The sequence below is a fragment of the Mycolicibacterium celeriflavum genome (genome assembly GCF_010731795.1).
Taxonomy (GTDB): Bacteria; Actinomycetota; Actinomycetes; order Mycobacteriales; family Mycobacteriaceae; genus Mycobacterium; species Mycobacterium celeriflavum.
The window spans coordinates 2,665,629-2,681,520 of the sequence record NZ_AP022591.1 but is presented as its reverse complement, the minus strand read 5'-3'; the positions used below and the strand labels follow the sequence as shown (position 1 = coordinate 2,681,520).

At 67.2% G+C, this 15,892-nt stretch carries 16 protein-coding genes; 11 read left to right on the top strand and 5 right to left on the bottom strand.

What is annotated here, in order from left to right; all coding sequences use genetic code 11:
- Window positions 1–7: 7 nt before the first annotated feature.
- The 5 genes from G6N18_RS13000 (at window position 8) to G6N18_RS12980 (ending at window position 3,682) form a co-directional block, all read left to right on the top strand.
- Window positions 8–616, top strand: coding sequence for an Rv1363c family protein (locus G6N18_RS13000; RefSeq protein ID WP_234806182.1), 609 nt, complete (start codon window positions 8–10; stop codon window positions 614–616).
- A 2-nt stretch (window positions 617–618) separates the two neighbouring features.
- Window positions 619–1,422: a mannan-binding protein gene (locus tag G6N18_RS12995; RefSeq protein ID WP_083002942.1), complete on the top strand. Its 804-nt coding sequence runs from the start codon at window positions 619–621 to the stop codon at window positions 1,420–1,422.
- A 2-nt stretch (window positions 1,423–1,424) separates the two neighbouring features.
- On the top strand, window positions 1,425–1,997 hold the full coding sequence (locus tag G6N18_RS12990; protein WP_083002946.1) for a hypothetical protein: 573 nt from the start codon (window positions 1,425–1,427) through the stop codon (window positions 1,995–1,997).
- Window positions 1,998–2,364: 367 nt separating this feature from the next.
- Entirely contained in the window at window positions 2,365–3,129 is a 765-nt protein-coding gene (locus G6N18_RS24400; RefSeq protein WP_163689753.1) for a hypothetical protein, read from the top strand.
- An 85-nt stretch (window positions 3,130–3,214) separates the two neighbouring features.
- Window positions 3,215–3,682, top strand: coding sequence for a hypothetical protein (locus G6N18_RS12980; RefSeq protein ID WP_083002954.1), 468 nt, complete (start codon window positions 3,215–3,217; stop codon window positions 3,680–3,682).
- Between the two features lie 80 nt (window positions 3,683–3,762).
- Here the strand turns inward: G6N18_RS12980 and G6N18_RS12975 are convergent, their stop codons facing one another.
- Window positions 3,763–4,227 (bottom strand): YciI family protein, encoded by a 465-nt coding sequence (locus tag G6N18_RS12975; protein WP_083002957.1) that lies wholly within the window; start codon window positions 4,225–4,227, stop codon window positions 3,763–3,765.
- 139 nt (window positions 4,228–4,366) lie between these two features.
- On the opposite strand from G6N18_RS12975, the gene G6N18_RS12970 reads away from it, so the two are divergent.
- From G6N18_RS12970 to G6N18_RS12960, 3 genes are read left to right on the top strand one after another with little or no spacing between them, the layout of a single operon-like run.
- Window positions 4,367–5,971: an amidohydrolase gene (locus G6N18_RS12970; RefSeq protein WP_083002961.1), complete on the top strand. Its 1,605-nt coding sequence runs from the start codon at window positions 4,367–4,369 to the stop codon at window positions 5,969–5,971.
- The gene (locus G6N18_RS12965) at window positions 5,968–7,272 is read left to right on the top strand and encodes a YhgE/Pip domain-containing protein (protein ID WP_234806183.1); all 1,305 of its coding nucleotides are present in this window, start codon (window positions 5,968–5,970) and stop codon (window positions 7,270–7,272) included. The genes G6N18_RS12970 and G6N18_RS12965 overlap by 4 nt, the downstream gene beginning before the upstream one ends.
- A gap of 29 nt (window positions 7,273–7,301) precedes the next feature.
- Window positions 7,302–8,867: a long-chain-fatty-acid--CoA ligase gene (locus G6N18_RS12960; RefSeq protein ID WP_083002965.1), complete on the top strand. Its 1,566-nt coding sequence runs from the start codon at window positions 7,302–7,304 to the stop codon at window positions 8,865–8,867.
- A gap of 55 nt (window positions 8,868–8,922) precedes the next feature.
- On the opposite strand, the gene G6N18_RS12955 is transcribed toward G6N18_RS12960, so the two are convergent.
- Entirely contained in the window at window positions 8,923–9,414 is a 492-nt protein-coding gene (locus G6N18_RS12955; protein WP_083003216.1) for a TspO/MBR family protein, read from the bottom strand.
- 79 nt (window positions 9,415–9,493) lie between these two features.
- Here G6N18_RS12955 and G6N18_RS12950 point away from each other — a divergent pair, with 79 nt between their 5' ends.
- The 3 genes from G6N18_RS12950 to G6N18_RS12940 are packed head-to-tail and all read left to right on the top strand — an operon-like array spanning window position 9,494 to window position 12,050.
- Entirely contained in the window at window positions 9,494–10,459 is a 966-nt protein-coding gene (locus tag G6N18_RS12950; protein ID WP_083002968.1) for an o-succinylbenzoate synthase, read from the top strand.
- A 43-nt stretch (window positions 10,460–10,502) separates the two neighbouring features.
- Entirely contained in the window at window positions 10,503–11,453 is a 951-nt protein-coding gene (locus tag G6N18_RS12945; protein WP_083002972.1) for an oxygenase MpaB family protein, read from the top strand.
- A 9-nt stretch (window positions 11,454–11,462) separates the two neighbouring features.
- The gene (locus G6N18_RS12940) at window positions 11,463–12,050 is read left to right on the top strand and encodes a TetR/AcrR family transcriptional regulator (protein ID WP_067224154.1); all 588 of its coding nucleotides are present in this window, start codon (window positions 11,463–11,465) and stop codon (window positions 12,048–12,050) included.
- Between the two features lie 5 nt (window positions 12,051–12,055).
- Here G6N18_RS12940 and G6N18_RS12935 read toward each other — a convergent pair whose 3' ends face one another.
- The 3 genes from G6N18_RS12935 to G6N18_RS12925 form a co-directional block, all read right to left on the bottom strand.
- On the bottom strand, window positions 12,056–14,083 hold the full coding sequence (locus G6N18_RS12935; protein ID WP_083002975.1) for an NADPH-dependent 2,4-dienoyl-CoA reductase: 2,028 nt from the start codon (window positions 14,081–14,083) through the stop codon (window positions 12,056–12,058).
- A gap of 24 nt (window positions 14,084–14,107) precedes the next feature.
- Entirely contained in the window at window positions 14,108–15,178 is a 1,071-nt protein-coding gene (locus tag G6N18_RS12930) for an oxygenase MpaB family protein (RefSeq protein WP_083002978.1), read from the bottom strand.
- A 62-nt stretch (window positions 15,179–15,240) separates the two neighbouring features.
- Entirely contained in the window at window positions 15,241–15,873 is a 633-nt protein-coding gene (locus tag G6N18_RS12925; protein ID WP_083002981.1) for a TetR/AcrR family transcriptional regulator, read from the bottom strand.
- Window positions 15,874–15,892: the final 19 nt, after the last annotated feature.

The window sequence follows — 15,892 nt, the reverse complement described above, 5'->3', positions numbered from 1 at the left end:
GATGATGATGTCAATTACCAGCGACAAGGACACCGATAAGAAACCCGACGGTGACGAGTCCGACGCCCCCGAGACCGCCTCGGACAGTGGCGACCAGACACCCGAGGACCCGACGTCCGGCACGGAGGACGAGCGCAACTGGCCCCGCCGCATCCGACTCGCCGCACTGGCCATCCTGGTCGTCGGGGTGCTGGCCGGCTCGGGCCTCATGGGCTGGCAGCTGTGGCAACAGCGGCAAGTGGCACAAGCCGGCCATGCCGCCCAGCAGGCGGCGGTCGACTACGCGCACGTGCTGACCAGCATCGACGCGAACAAGGTCGACGAGAACTTCGCAGCCGTGCTCGACGGCGCGACCGGCGAGTTCAAGGACATGTACTCGAAGTCCAGCACCGAGTTGCGCCAGTTGCTGATCGACAACAAGGCCTCCGCGCACGGCGTAGTGCTGGAATCGGCAGTGCAGTCCGCCACCAAGGACAAGGTTGTCGTCTTGCTGTTCGTCGATCAGTCGGTGCAAAACGCGAGTGTCCCAGATCCGCGTATCGATCGCAGCCGGATCAAGATGACCATGGAGTACGTCGACGGTCGTTGGCGCGCAAGTAAAGTCGAGCTGCCGTAATCATGCGGCCGCGGATGCTGGGTAGCTCGATAACCGTGGTGGCTGCGGTGGTAATCGCCACCGCACCACCCGCGTCGGCGTCGGCCCCGTCGTTCTGCAGTGAGCTGGGCGGCCAGTGGGACGGACAGTTCTGCAGCACGTCGGTGGTCTCGGAGCGCGAAGCGGTCCGCAACATCAAGATGGCGTTGCCGGGCGATCTGGTCGAAAACCCCGTCATCCGGGAGTATCTGATTAACCTGATGAACAACTGGCGCAACGCCGCCAAAATGATGGTCCACGACAGCTTCGGCGAGCAGCACTTCCAGATCTTCCAGAATGGCGGCGCGATGACTGCCGTTTTCCACGAGATGTATTCGGGCACGGTCGGTACCGACGCCCTCGCACACCCGAACGCGCCAATCATCAGCGACGCCTACCGCACCTTCACCTTCGCCGGGGGGCGGCAGCTGCAACTTGCCGACCTGTTCACACCGGGCGTCGACCACCGGGCCGAGATCCCGCGCCTGGGCGCGCCGTTCATCGTCGCCGCACTCGACGCCGCACCGCCACCGCACCAGCCTGGCACCTACCCGTTCACTCCCGACCGCTGGTCTCCGGACAAGGTGTACTCCGGCGGCTACCGGGCCTGGGCGCTCACACCGGATGAGCTGATCCTCTACATGCCCGACTATCCGGTCGGCCGCGACACCCCGTTGGACTACACGATCGGCCGCATGCAGTGGGCGATGGACGGCGGTACCGTACAAGCTCATATCCCGCTCGCGGCGTTAGCGCCGGTCCTACGCCCCGAATTCGGCGATGCATAGCGATGTTTCGAGCATTCGCCGTGCTACTGACAGCGCTGCTGGTGTTCGCACCGGTGAGCCGGGCCGAACCCGCCGCACAGACGTTGCCGGTGTTCACTCCGTACCCGTCGAACTGGTCGCCCGACTACACCGTGTTCCCGTACAACCTTTGGCAGGTGCGGGTCACGCCGGAGCAGATTACGGCACAACGTGACTCGTGCCAATGGTTCAACGCCCAGTACGACGAGCTGATGACCCAGGTGTACGGCTTTCAGCACTTCCTTGACGATAAGGGCGACGACTGGTCGATACCGGGAGTGACAGAAGCCGGCGATGTCGTCGCCGCCAACCTCGACCAGTCCGCGGCGTTCCTCGATCCCCGCGCGCACACGCTGTTCATCGTCAACTACCCGGACCAGAGTGAGTATTCGCCGCTCTTCCACGGGGATTCGATTTACCGGCTCTGGTACCAGTTCACCCAGATCAGCGACAAGACCAAGCGGCGGCTGCCGTCTGGCCAGATCAACGCCAACATCGCAACCGCCAACGTCTATGGCCGGGCGATCCGCGACTCCGGAGTGTGCGCGGGGGCGTGAACCCGGGTGTCTCGCCGTACCCCTCGACAAGTTTGCACCATCAGTCTTGTGCCAACAAGGAAGTCGGGAGACGCCATGTCGAGCGACATCGAGTGCCTCCGCAGCGTCATGTTGCACCTCGCCCGGGAACGCAACAACGGGGTCCCATCGAGATCCGCGCGACGGGAGTGCGCCCGCCGATCGCGTAGCAGTCAGGCCGGCCACTCAGCCGGTGTCGGCAAAGTTCTTCAGAATCGCCTGCCAGGGCAAGCTCGATGGGTTAGCGTTCGAGCAGTTCGACTCGTCGGGGAGTAGGTATGGGCGAATATGCTTCGGCGTCAATAAATTTGGGTGACCCGCCATCGGGTGCGGCACTGAGGAGCAAAAGATGAGTTGGACCAAAGTCTCCGAAGTCCGCGACATCGTGGCGAAAGGTGCTGTGGCGGGGGCGCTCATCGTCGTTGCCGCGACCGGTGCCGCCGTGCCGGCGAGTGGAATGCCAGCCCTCGCAGGCACATCCCTTGCGCCGGCGCCGCTGCAGCCTCCCGGCCCGCCGCCTGGACCTCCGACGGGCCCCGATGATCCGCGATGTGCGCAGATGCCGACATACCCCGTGTGCCAGGGCGGCCCGTATGCGCCTCCGCCTCCGCCGGGGCCGCCGCCGCCTCCGCCACCCATGACGGGGCCGCCTACCGGCCCCGCTGATCCCGCATGCATCAGCCAGCCTGCCAACCCGGTATGTGCTGGCGGCCCGTACGGGCTGCCAACCCCACCGCCGCCTCCACCACCGCCGCCGCCCGCACCACCGCCTCCTCCGCCGCCACCGGCACCGCCGGTCGCACCGCCGCCACTAGCGCCACCGCCGGCGCCGCCGATCGCACCGCCACCGTTGGCGCCGATCGCACCACCGCCGATGGCACCGATCGCACCTCCGCCGATGGCGCCGATCGCACCGCCGCCGATGGCGCCGGCGGGCATGGGCGGAATTGGCGGAATCGACGGCGGTATGGGCGGAATGGGCCATATCGGCGGAATCGGCGACGGTATGGGCGGCATCGGGGGTATCGGCGGTATGGGAGGTATGGGCCATATCGGCGGAATGGGCGGTGCGGGCCACATCGGCGGTATGGGAGGGATGCCCGGACACGTCTGATTCGACCCCAACGCGCTCCGCGGCAGCGTCATCTGGAGCTCACTGGTGAAGGCTGCCTGAGCTTTTCGTCATAGAGAGGAACGGCATGACCATCACGCGCGAGCTGTCTGCAGTGTTCATCGTCGCGGCCGGCGTGGCGATCGGATCGGCTGGCGCTGCCTGGGCCGGCGGGCCTCCGCAGGGTTCAGCGGCCGGGCTGAGCGGTACCTACAACTATCGATCCGATACCGGCAAGAACAACACATGGGTGATCACGCCGTGCGGTCCGGGTTGCGCCGACGTAGCCGTCACACCTGTCACCGACCAAAGGGTCACACCGTATGGCGGACGCGCAATGCTGAACAACGGGCGCTGGGACATGACCGTCCAGTACGCCCAGGCGGTTCGGTGCAAGCCGCCCGGTGACCACGTGACTGTTCCTGGCACAGTTGCCTTTTCAATCGACGCGGCAACGTTGAACGGCACCGCCGTGAACACCCAGGCCGCCGCGGCGTGTGGAGATCCGGCCGGGGCCACCTACCAAAGCGGCTTCACCTTGGAGAAGGTCGCGTAGGCATGACAAAGCAGCGCTGCCTCCGAGGCAGCGCCGCTCTGTCGGAACCCCTGACGTCCGCAGCATTTAGGGGCGAACGCTCAGCTGAGCCGGTCGGCCTCCGCGCGGGCCTGCGCCGCGATCTTCTCGGCGAGCTCGGCCTTCCATCGGATCTCCTTTTTGACCCACGGGTTGTCCTGCGGGAACTCGCTCGTCTCCGAGACTCGCCGCACCTCGACCTTGACGCCCTTGCCCAGCGGAATCTTCTGCGCCCACTGCTTGGCCTCTTCCTTCGAGGACACGTCGATGATCCAGAACCCGTTGAACAGCTCCTTGGCCTCGGTATACGGCCCGTCGGTGACGACCGGCGGGTCGGAGTTGAAGTCGACGACGAACCCCTCCTCGGGTCCCGTCAGGCCCTCGCCGGCCAACATCACGCCGGCCTTGATGAGCTCCTCGTTGAAGCGACCCATCTCCTCGATGATCTGGTCGAAGTCGATTTCCATCTCGGCCATCGCGGCTTCGGCCTCGGGGGTGGACCGCATGATCAGCATGTAACGCGCCATCGTTCTCGTCTCCTTATTCGGTGGGTGACGGGCTCGTTCATCGTGCCCTCGCAACTACGTCGAACGGCGCCCCACTCAAATCGACACGATCCACAAGAGTTTTTCATCGGATTCTTCTTTCCGACTGAGAGGATGACCCATGCCCGCCGCTGACCTGGTCATTCGTGGAACGGTGCTCACCGTTGACGACCGACGGCCGACCGCCGAGGCGCTCGCCGTCGCCGACGGCCGCATCGTGGCGGTCGGCGACCGCGGCGATATCGACGCTTGGATCGGCCCCGACACCCGGACGCTGGACATCGGAGACGGCTGTGTGATGCCGGGTCTGGTGGAGGCGCACGGGCATCCGCTGATGGAGGCCATCGTGCTGTCGGACCGGATGGTCGACATCCGTCCGGTGACGCTGCCGAAAGCCGACGACGTGGTGGCGTCGATCCGCGATGAGGTGGCCAAGCGCGGACCCGAGGGTGCCTATCTCAACGGCTGGGATCCGCTGCTGCAGCCGGGACTTCCGGAGCCGACGCTGGTGTGGCTCGACAAGCAGGCGCCCGAGACACCGCTGGTGATCGTGCACAACTCCGGGCACAAGGCGTTCTTCAACAGCGCTGCAGCGCGCGAGCTCGGGCTCAACCGCGACACCCCCGACCCGAAGGGCGCGCGCTACGGCCGCGACGCCGACGGCGACCTCGACGGCACCGCCGAGGAGACCGGCGCCGTGTTCAGCCTGCTGGCCGGCGTCATCAACCCCAGCGACTATCCGGCGATGCTGCACGCCGAACTGCGCCGGCTCAACAAGGCCGGGCTGACGACGTGTTCGGAGATGGCGTTCGACCCGGTGTTCCGGCCGGTGATCGAGCAGTTGCGCACCGACCTGACCGTGCGACTGCGGGTCTACGAGATCTCCAACGCGCAGATGGACACCGACATGTCGCCGACCAACGGCGACGACCTTTTCCGGCAGACCGGGATCAAGATCTGGGTCGACGGCTCACCGTGGATCGGCAACATCGACTTGTCGTTCCCGTATCTCGACACCGACGCCGTGCGCACGATCGGCGTCGCGCCGGGGTCGTGCGGGCACGCCAACTACACCCGCGAGCAGCTGACCGAGATCGTGCACGCCTACTTCCCGCAGGGCTGGCCGATGGCCTGCCACGTGCAGGGCGACGCCGGGGTCGACACCATCCTCGACGTGTACGAGGACGCGCTGCGGCGCTGGCCGCGTGATGACCACCGGCTGCGGCTCGAGCACGTCGGCGCCATCCGCGATGAGCAACTTCAGCGCGCCCACGACCTCGGCGTGACGTGCTCCATCTTCGTCGACCAGATTCATTACTGGGGCGACATCATCGTCGACGGCCTGTTCGGTCCCGAGCACGGAACCCGTTGGATGCCTTGCGGATCCGCGGTCGCGACCGGCATGCGCATCTCGCTGCACAACGACCCGCCGGTCACCCCGGAAGAGCCGCTGCGCAACATCAGCGTCGCGGCCACCCGCACCGCGCCCAGCGGCCGGGTGATCGGGCCCGAGCAGCGAATCACGGTCGAACAGGCCATCCGCGCGCAGACGCTCGACGCCGCGTATCAACTGTTCTCCGACGATGTGATCGGCTCGCTGGAGGTCGGCAAGTACGCCGATTTGGTGGTGCTGTCGGCCGACCCGCGCGCGGTGCCGCCGGAACAGATCGCCGACCTCGAGGTGCGGGCGACCTTCCTGGCGGGCAAGCAGGTTCACGGCGAATGACCAGTCCCATGCATCCACGCCACGCAGCCCCCGACCCGCTGCAGACATTGCGCACCCCGCGGTTCTGGTTGTCGCCGATCGTCGTTGCGCTGACGGTGTTCTCGGCGCTGGCCGCCCTGTACCTCGCCGGCATCCTCAACCCGACGACGAATCTGCGGCACTTCCCGGTCGCGGTAGTCAACGCCGATGTCGGACCCGCCGGAAAGCAGATCGTCGACGGCCTCACCTCCGGGCTCGACTCCGAACAGTTCGACGTGCGCGTGCTCACGGCCGACGAGGCCGAGCGGCAGTTGGGCACCGCGGAAATCTACGGGGCGGTCCAGATACCGCAGGACTTCTCGGCCAAGCTCGAGCAGCTCGGACAGGGCGCGCTGCGGCCCGGGCAACTGAGCAGGCCGGTCGTCACGATCTCGCTCAACCCCCGAGCCTCCACACTCGGCGCGAGCATCGCGGGGGAGGCGTTGGGCAAGGCCGTCCGCGCCATCAACGCCAAAGTGGGCGAGCAGCTGTCGGCACAGGTTATGCGTGAGGCCGCCGGTCCGCTGCCGGCGGCGGCGTCGCTGGCACTGTCGAGCCCGCTCGACGTTCAGGTCAACGACGCCGACCCGCTGCCCAACGGCACCGGCAACGGGCTCTCGGCGTTCTACTACGCGCTCCTGCTGCTCCTCGCAGGGTTTACCGGCAGCATCATCGTGAGCTCGCTGGTCGATTCGATGCTCGGCTTCGTGCCCGCCGAGCTGGGCCCGGTGTACCGGCTCGCCGAGCAGGTCAAGATCTCCCGGTTCCGGACGCTGCTGGTGAAGTGGTTGTTCATGGTGATCCTCGCCGTGCTCACCTCAGCGATCTACATCGCGATCGGGGCTGCGCTGGGCATGCCGGTACCCAATGTCTGGGCGTTGTGGGCGTACGGCGCCTTCACGATTGCCGCGGTCGGCATCACCGCGACCTCGTTGATCGCCGCGCTGGGCTCGATGGGTCTGCTGGTGAACCTGTTCATCTTCGTGATGCTCGGCTTGCCGTCCAACGGCGCGACCATCCCTCTCGAGGCGGCCCCGAGGATCTTCGGCTGGTTGGCGAGGTTCGAACCCATGCATCAGGTGTTCCTCGGCGCCCGTGCCCTGCTGTACTTCGACGGCCGCGCGGACGCCGGTCTCACCCACGCCCTTGTCATGTCGACGATCGGGCTGGCGATCGGCCTCGTCGTCGGCGCCGTCGTCACGCGCATCTACGACCGGCGCGGTCTGCGCCGCGAACACGCCCCCGCCGATGCGCAGGCGTCGATCTCGGCCAATCCCGACTGACCTTCGCCTTGTCGTGGCAGGCTCGGTGCATGTCTGACCTGCCTGTCCCGCGCTTCCTCGACGAACGGCTCGCACACTGGGCCGAGACCAAACCCGACGCCGAGGCGATGACGTTTCTCGACCGCACGTGGACGTGGGCCGAGTGGAACGACCGGGTGCGCCGGCTCGCCGGTGCGCTGAAGGAGCGGGGCGTCAGCCGCGGCGACGTGGTGGCGTTCCTGGACAAGAACCACCCGGCGTGCGTCGAGCTCACGCTGGCCGCCGCGTCGCTGGGAGCGGCCAACGCGATCATCAACTTCCGGCTGGCCGCCGACGAACTCGACTACGTGCTCAACGACTCCGGCGCCAAGCTGCTGATCGCCGGGTCCGAATTCACGGCGCCGATCGAGAAGATCCGCGACAAGTTGGCGAACGTCGAGCAGATCGTCGAGGTCACACCCGAAGGTGGGGACGGTGACGAGTACGAGGCGATGCTCGCCGCGGCGAAACCCGTCGGTCGCGGCGACGACGTGGCGCCCGACGACGTCGTCATCGTCATGTACTCGTCGGGGACGACGGGGCGTCCGAAGGGTGTGCAGCTGACGCACGCCAACCTGATCGCGCACACCGTCAACGCCCACAACGGGTGGGGTTTCGACGAGGGCGACAAGAGCATGGTGGCGATGCCGCTGTTCCATGTCGGCGGATCGTCCTACGTGCAGTTCGGAATTCACGACGGCGTGCCGACCGTGATGACCCGCGAGGTCGACGGGATGTCGCTGGCGGGCGCCATCCTCAAGGGCGCGAACCGCACATTCCTGGTGCCGGCGGTGCTGGCCAAGGTGCTGGAATCGGGTGAGGACGCGGTCAAGCTGTTCGGGTCGTTGAAGACGTACGTCTACGGCGCGTCGCCGATGCCGCTGCCGTTGCTGCGGGCCGCGTTGGAAGCCTGGCCCAACACCGATTTCATCCAGGTGTACGGGCTGACCGAGGTGTGCGGTGTGATCAGCCAGTTGCTCCCCGAGGACCACCGCTCCGGGATCGAAGACCGGATGGTCAGCGCGGGACGGGTAATACCGGGCGCCGAGGTGCGCGTGGTGCACCCGGACACGTTGGAAGACGTGGCGACGGGTGAACAGGGCGAATTATGGTTCCGCACACCGCAGCTGATGAAGGGCTACCACAACAAGCCGGACGCGACGGCGGAGGCGATCACCAGCGACGGTTGGTTCCGCACCGGTGACATCGGCCGCATCGACGAGGACGGCTACATCTTCGTCGAGGACCGGCTCAAGGACATGATCATCTCCGGCGGGGAGAACATCTACTCGATCGAGGTCGAGCGTGTCGTCGCCGAGCATCCGGCGGTTGGCGACGTCGCAGTGATCGGCGTGCCCGACGAGAAGTGGGGTGAGGTCGTCAAAGCCGTTGTCTCGCTTGAGGGTGAGGCCACACCCGAGGAGATCATCGCCTGGTGCCGCGAGCGGCTCGCTGCCTACAAGTGCCCGAAGACCGTCGACATCACCGACGAGCTGCCGCGCAACCCGACCGGAAAGGTCCTCAAGAAGGAGCTGCGCAAGCCGTACTGGGAGGGCCGCGACCGCGCGACGGTGTAATCCAACGCCCGATTGTGCATCCGACGACGCTGTAGCGACAAAAGCGTCGCCAGTTTCACAATCGGCGTCTAGCATTCAGAAACCAGATGTGCGTCGACAGCGCGGTGGCGAATGCGCACCACAGCGGGTACAGCGCGAGCGGAGCGGCCTGCCCGCCCTGCACAGAGATCGCTCGACGGGTGAGGTCGGCGCTGCTCAAGGTCAACGCACCGGCCGCGACGGCGGATGTCGCCAGCCGGTGCTGATTGAAGAACAGCCAGGACCAGCTCCCGTTGAGCACCAGGTTGGCGGCCAGCGCCGCGAGGTAGCGGCGTCGTTGTTCGGACTGCCCGCGGCGATCCAACTCGTCGAGCGTCGAGGCCGACACCACCGCGATGTCGGCGTACAGTGCCGGCCACACGATCGGAAAAGCCTGGCGCGGCGGCTGATACGGCGGCTTGCGCAGTGTCGCGTACCACGCGGACTGCGCCGACCGGCTCGCCAGCCCACCGATGACCGCCGTGGCGGTGACGGCCAGACCGGACGGAATCAGGGTTCGGATTCGCACGTCGCTCCTCACACTCATTTCAGTTTCTTAAGCATGCCCGGGGGCGGTTTGGTTCAAACATCGGCCTCGACACGGCACTATGGTGGGCGTGCCGGATCTCGACGACATCCTCGACCGCCTGCACGTTGTGGCGCTTCCGATGCGAGTTCGCTTCCGCGGCATCACCGTTCGCGAGGTCGCGCTGATCGACGGCCCAGTGGGCTGGGGCGAGTTCGGCGCGTTCCTCGAATACGAGCCGCCCGAAGCCGCGCACTGGTTGGCCTCGGCCCTCGAAGCCGCCTACGAACCAGCACCCGCGGCACGAAGAAACCGCATCCCGATCAACGCGACCGTCCCGGCCGTCGACGCCGCTGACGTGCCCGATGTGCTGGCCCGCTTCCCCGGCGCCCGCACCGCGAAGGTGAAGGTCGCCGAGCCCGGACAGTCGTTGGCCGACGACGTCGCGCGGGTCAACGCCGTGCGGGCACTGGTTCCCACGGTCCGCGTCGACGCCAACGCCCGGTGGGAGGTCGCCGAGGCCGTCGAAGCGGCCGCCGCCCTGACCGCCGACGGCCCGCTGGAGTATCTCGAACAGCCCTGCGCGACGGTCGCCGAGCTCGCCGAATTGCGAACGAGGGTCGACGTACCGATCGCCGCCGACGAGAGCATCCGCAAGGCCGACGACCCGCTGTACGTCGTGCGGGCCAAGGCGGCCGACGTCGCGGTGCTCAAAGTCGCACCGCTCGGCGGGGTGCGCAGAATGCTCGACATCGCGGCACAGATCGACATCCCGATCGTGGTGTCGAGCGCACTGGACTCCGCGGTCGGTATCGGCCGTGGGTTGCTCGCCGCCGCCGCACTGCCGGATCTGCGACACGCCTGCGGCCTGGGGACCGGCAGATTGTTCGTCGAGGACGTCGCCGAGCCCGTCGCTTTGGACGGCGGCTACCTGCCCGTGGCGCCGGTAGTGCCGGATCCCGCCCGGCTGCAGGCGCTGGCCGCCCCGCCCGAGCGCCGACAGTGGTGGATCGACCGGGTGACCGCCTGCCATCCATTGACACGTTGACACAAATCACTACTCTGTGTGTCAACCGCACCGTGGAGGCGCCATGACCGAAACCGTCGCAGCATCGCCGATCCAGCGCGGCGAGGTCCGCCCCAAGGTGATGGCGGAATTCCGTAAGCACTCCGGCAGCACGCTCGGCGGCTTCTTCGGGGCGGCGGCCTACGACGAGGTGGCCCTGGTGCCGGTCGCTGCGGCCGTTGACAAGACCGGGCGCTTCGAAGCGAACTTCGCCGACCGTGGTGTGCGCAGCGGGTTTTCGGCCTTTCTCGCGATCTGGGGCGACCCCGCCGACCGGGTGGCCGAGTCCGACCGGCTCAAACAGCTGCACCGCGACGTACGCGGACGCGGCAGTGGCGTCTTTTCCGATGTGCGCTACAGCGCGCTGGATCCCAAGCTGTGGAACTGGATCGCGGTGAGCGGCATGTTCGTGGTGCTCAACTCGTTCACGCCCTGCACCGGCATCACGTTGACCGACGCCGAGAAGGACGCCGCCTACCAGCAGCTGCTCGACGCGTTCCGGTCGCTCGAGCTGCCGGGAAAGAACGCCAAACTGCCCGCGACGTACGCCGACGCCGTGCAGTACTACGACGCCATGGTGGAAACCGAGCTGGCCACCAACCCGTTCCTGCGCCGGGTCACCGACAACCTCACACGGCTTCCGCTGCCCACCTTGCTGCTCCCGCCGCCGCTGCGACTTGCCTTGACGCCGCCGTGGCTGCTGCTGCGGCCGATCGCCGGCCGCGTGGTCAAGGTGTGTTCGTTCGGAATCCTTCATCCGGGCATCCGCGAGCTCACCGGCTTCGAATGGACGGCACGGCATGACAGGGAGTTCGAGCTCTACACCCGGGTGTTGCAGCTCGCTTGGCGCGTGCTGCCGGACAAGCTGTTGTTGATTCCGTTGGCGCGCAACCGGTTGGAGTACGAGAAGTTGGTTCGGCTGCACCGCTCTGTTGCCCTCGATTCGTTCGCGCCCCCGACTGGCTGCCCGGTCTAGCCGTCAACCATGCGACGGCTCCGCAACAACGACAGCCGCACCGAGCAGGAGGCGGCGATCCTCAAGGCCGCCGCCGAAGAGGTCGCGCTGGTCGGTGTGGGCCGAGCCAGCATGGACGTCATCGCGCGGCAGGCCGGCGTCAGCCGCAGCACGCTCTACCGCCGGTTCCCGAGCCGCGACGCCCTGATCACCGAACTCGGCAGGCAGACATTCGATTTCGCGATGGCGCGGCTGCAGACCGTCGGGATCGACACGGGCGCCAAGGAAGCCGCGGTCGCAGCGTTCTGCGAAGGCCTGCGGTTGCTCACCGGCGAGCCGATCATGCGCCGGTTCCTACAACTCGACAGCGGCCTGGCCGCGATGTCGGGAATGTCCGACGAGGCCGAGGAGTTCCTGGAGAGCGCCTCGGCGGCCATGGCCAAGGCGCTGCGTGCCGCGGGCGCGAGGATGCCCGACGACGACCTGCTGGCCGTCAGCGAACTGCACATCCGCCTCGCTGGCTCGCTCGCGCAGGTGCGCACGCCGGTACTCGACGTCACCGACGACGACGCCGTGCGGGCCTACGCGCAGAAGCACCTGGCGCCGCTGGTGTGGTGAGCAGCTCAGAGACGGGCGGCGAGTTCGGTGCCCTCGCGGATGGCGCGCTTGGCGTCCAGTTCGGCGGCCACCGCGGCACCGCCGATGACATGCGGTGTGATGCCGAGAGCTTCGAGGGCGGCGACGAGGTCGCGAACCGCTTCCTGGCCGGCGCACACGATGACGTTGTCGACGTGGAGCACTCGAGCGCCGGAGTGGTTCGAGCCGAAGCTGACGTGCAGTCCCTCGTCGTCGATGTGCTCGTAGTTGACCCCGGAAAGCTGCTGGACGCCTTTGGCCTTCAGCGACGCGCGGTGCACCCAGCCGGTCGTCCTGCCCAGGCGCCTGCCCTGCGGGCTGTTCGTCCGCTGTAACAGGTACACCTCGCGGGCGGCGGGCAGCGGCATCGGTTCGGTCAGCGCCCCGCGTGCTTCCTGCGGTCCCTGGCCGGGCTCCAGCAGTCCCCACTCGGCATTCCACGTTTTGAGGTCGAGCGTCGGCGACTGGTCGGTCACCAGGAATTCGCACACATCGAACCCGATGCCTCCTGCCCCGATCACCGCCACACGGGAACCGACTGGCGCACCGAGCAGAACGTCGGGATAGGACAGCACCTTCGGGTGGTCGATGCCCCGGATGTCGGGCCTGCGTGGTGCCACGCCGGTGGCGAGCGTGATGACGTCGAAGTTGGTCAGTGCGTCGGCCGTGGCCCGGACGCCCAGTCGCACGTCGACACCGTGCTTGTCGAGCATCCGCGTGTAGTAGCGGATGGTCTCGGCGAACTCCTCTTTACCGGGAACCCTTCGGGCCAGTTCGAATTGACCGCCGATCGCGGTGCCGGCCTCGAAAAGGGTCACGGCGTGTCCACGTCCGGCGGCGGTCACCGCCGCGGACAGTCCCGCGGGCCCGGCGCCGACGACCGCGACGCGGCGCCGGCGTCGCGCCGGATGCAGCACCAACGTGGTCTCGCGGCCCGCGCGCGGATTGAGCAGACACGACGCCGTTCGGTGGGCGAACGCGTGGTCCAGACACGCCTGATTGCAGGCGATGCACGTGTTGATCTCGTCGGCGGCATCCGAGGCCGCCTTGCGTACCCACTCGGGGTCGCTCAGCAGGGGACGCGCCATCGAGATCAATTGGACACGACCGTCGGCGAGGATCTGTTCGGCCGACTGCGGCATGTTGATGCGGTTGGATGCCATGACTGGGATCGATACATGGGCGGCGACCGCGTTGCTGTAGTCGACGAACGCCGCGTTGGGTACCGAGGTGACGATGGTCGGCACGCGCGACTCATGCCATCCGATGCCGGTGTTGATGATCGTCGCGCCCGCCGCCTCGACTTCGGTTGCCAGCGCGACGATCTCGTCCCAGCTCTGGCCGTCAGGCACGAAGTCGGCCAGGGACATCCGATAGCAGATGATGAAGTCTGAGCCCAACGCCTCACGGGTGCGGCGGACAATCTCGACTGGCATGCGGCGCCGGTTTTCGGATGTCCCGCCCCATCCGTCGGTGCGCCGGTTGGTACGCGGCGCCAGGAACTGGTTGAGCAGATAGCCTTCGCTGCCCATGATCTCGACGCCGTCGTAGCCGGCCTCGCGGGCCAGGACCGCGCAGCGCACGAAGTCGGCGATCGTGCCCTCGACATCGCGCAGCGCCCTGGGCCGGAACGGGTTGATGGGCGCCTTGATCGATGACGCCGACACGGACAGCGGGTGGTAGGCGTAGCGGCCGGCATGAAGGATCTGCAGCAGGATCTTGCCGTCTTCGGCGTGTACGGCCGACGTGACGCGACGGTGCCTTCTGGCGTCCGTCGACGACGTCATCGCCGCGGCGAACGGCAGCAACCACCCCGTGCGGTTCGGTGCGTACCCGCCGGTGATGATGAGGCCCACGCCACCGCGGGCCCGCTCGGCGAAGTAGGCTGCGAGGCGGTCGACGTCACGTGCTCGATCCTCCAGTCCGGTGTGCATCGACCCCATCACCACGCGATTGCGCAGCGTGGTGAAGCCGAGGTCCAACGGTGAGAGCAGGTGCGGATACGGGTTGGTCATCGATGCCTTCGGTGCCCTTCCGGCTCAGCTCATGGAACCCAGGATCGGTTCGGACTCGATGAGCCCTTCGTCGCTGGGCTCGATGCCCTCGCCGAAGACCCGCGCTGCCTGGCGGGCGCGCAGTTCTCGATGAGCGCGCGCTGGTGGCTCGACGCCGTAGCGGCTCTGCGCCTCTGCGGGCGAAACGATCTCTGGATTGACCGGTGGCACACCGAGTTTGACGGGAGCCACGACGGGATGGGTCATCGGCGAGAGGATCTTGAGCACCGCGAGCTCGGCGCGGGGGCTGAGCGAGATCAGCCGGAACGCGGTCCACAGGACCGGCCGGACGGCGGCGTCGACGATGCGGGGCTGGTCGCATCCGCTTGCTCGACGCATCCAGCGGGGCATCGTGGCGATGGTGCCAGCCCGAAGAACTCTTGCGGCCACCCAGGACACCGGTCGGGCTGCCCGCGGCATTTTGGGCATCATCACCTCGGCGTCGAGAAGGTGACGCATCGCCTGCACGGCGATGTCGCTGGCCGCCAACTGCGGCCGCATCTGGTCGAAGTAGTCCCGGATTCCGTCGCGGGTCCTGGGCACATCGTCGGGCGAGCAGGTCTGCAGCTCGGCCGCCACGGCGCATTCGCGCCAGTACTGCGCCTCCTCCTCTGCCGACAGCGGACCGGGGCCGTACTTCTCATAGGCGTAGAGGATCGAATGCCATGCGGTCAGGTGGATCCACAGTTGGGAGTCGGGGTCGTTGGCGTCGTAGCGTCCCCCGCCGTAGGGTTCGGTGCCGATCGCCTTGGAGTGGATCTTGACCAGAACGTCTGAGGCAGTGGTGGTTTCACGGGATCCGCCGAACGCCACCAGGGCGAAGTAGTGCAGGGTGCGGTCGTAGCGGGTACGGGGCCGCTTGTAGATGTCGTGGGTGGTGTCCACCGCCGCGATCAGGTTCGGGTCGAGTTCCTCGATGACGACCGCGCGCTGGAACCCGACCGTCAACGACGTCGGGTAGCCCCACACCTTCCAGGTCACCGAGTCGGGACCGAAGAATCCGTAGTCGCCGTGCGGGGTAACGCTCGTGCGCTTGTTCGAAGTCGTTGTCGCCATGCATCTTTCCCTTCATGAAGTGAGTGGCGGCAGCCCAGCCGCCCCGAATGGGTTCTGCGCGCTCAGGCCACGCTGAAGGCGTGGCTCATCATCCGTCCGTACAGTGCGCCGAGATCGTCGGCGGTCCACTGGTTGGCGTCCTCGAGCAGTGACCGCACGGCCGCCTCGCAGGAGGACATCAGCAGCTCGACCAGGATCGGCAGCTTGGCTTCGGCGTCGGTCATCGACCACCATTTCGTCAGCACCGGGCGCAGCCACGCCGCCGTGGCTTCCCCGAGTTGTGCGCGCACGCGCACGAACCGGCTGGCCACCGCCGGGTCAGGGGTGGCGAAGAAGACGAAGCGCCAGGACTGTGGACGAGCGACCACAACCCGCAGCAGCGCCTGATAGCCGGCGACGAACGCCTCCTCCGGTCCGTCGCCGCGGGCGGAGTGCAGCGACTCGACCAGCGCATCGCGCAACGCGGCCGTCTCACGCTCCAACAGCGCAGTGATGATCTGAACCCGATCGGAAAAGCAGGCATAGACCACCGGGCGCGTGACGTTGAGCCGCTCGGCGATCGAGCCGATGGTCACCTGGCTCACGCCCTGTTCGACCGTGATGGCCAAGGCGGCATCGAGCACCTGCGGCCGGCGTCGCTCCGGACCGAGATGCGCCGCGCGGCTGCGCCGTTTGGGCCGACTGACTATCGCCATCAGGCGAACCTACCACGAA

Excerpts from the sequence above, each read along its gene's own strand:
- G6N18_RS12970 (WP_083002961.1), top strand. The coding sequence starts at position 4,367 with ATGCCCGCCGCTGACCTGGTCATTCGTGGAACGGTGCTCACCGTTGAC.
- G6N18_RS12925 (WP_083002981.1), bottom strand. The coding sequence starts at position 15,873 with ATGGCGATAGTCAGTCGGCCCAAACGGCGCAGCCGCGCGGCGCATCTC.
- G6N18_RS12935 (WP_083002975.1), bottom strand. The coding sequence starts at position 14,083 with ATGACCAACCCGTATCCGCACCTGCTCTCACCGTTGGACCTCGGCTTC.
- G6N18_RS12995 (WP_083002942.1), top strand. The coding sequence starts at position 619 with ATGCGGCCGCGGATGCTGGGTAGCTCGATAACCGTGGTGGCTGCGGTG.
- G6N18_RS24400 (WP_163689753.1), top strand. The coding sequence starts at position 2,365 with ATGAGTTGGACCAAAGTCTCCGAAGTCCGCGACATCGTGGCGAAAGGT.
- G6N18_RS12965 (WP_234806183.1), top strand. The coding sequence starts at position 5,968 with ATGACCAGTCCCATGCATCCACGCCACGCAGCCCCCGACCCGCTGCAG.
- G6N18_RS12945 (WP_083002972.1), top strand. The coding sequence starts at position 10,503 with ATGACCGAAACCGTCGCAGCATCGCCGATCCAGCGCGGCGAGGTCCGC.
- G6N18_RS12975 (WP_083002957.1), bottom strand. The coding sequence starts at position 4,227 with ATGGCGCGTTACATGCTGATCATGCGGTCCACCCCCGAGGCCGAAGCC.
- G6N18_RS12940 (WP_067224154.1), top strand. The coding sequence starts at position 11,463 with ATGCGACGGCTCCGCAACAACGACAGCCGCACCGAGCAGGAGGCGGCG.
- G6N18_RS12930 (WP_083002978.1), bottom strand. The coding sequence starts at position 15,178 with ATGGCGACAACGACTTCGAACAAGCGCACGAGCGTTACCCCGCACGGC.
- G6N18_RS12960 (WP_083002965.1), top strand. The coding sequence starts at position 7,302 with ATGTCTGACCTGCCTGTCCCGCGCTTCCTCGACGAACGGCTCGCACAC.
- G6N18_RS12990 (WP_083002946.1), top strand. The coding sequence starts at position 1,425 with ATGTTTCGAGCATTCGCCGTGCTACTGACAGCGCTGCTGGTGTTCGCA.
- G6N18_RS13000 (WP_234806182.1), top strand. The coding sequence starts at position 8 with ATGTCAATTACCAGCGACAAGGACACCGATAAGAAACCCGACGGTGAC.
- G6N18_RS12980 (WP_083002954.1), top strand. The coding sequence starts at position 3,215 with ATGACCATCACGCGCGAGCTGTCTGCAGTGTTCATCGTCGCGGCCGGC.
- G6N18_RS12950 (WP_083002968.1), top strand. The coding sequence starts at position 9,494 with ATGGTGGGCGTGCCGGATCTCGACGACATCCTCGACCGCCTGCACGTT.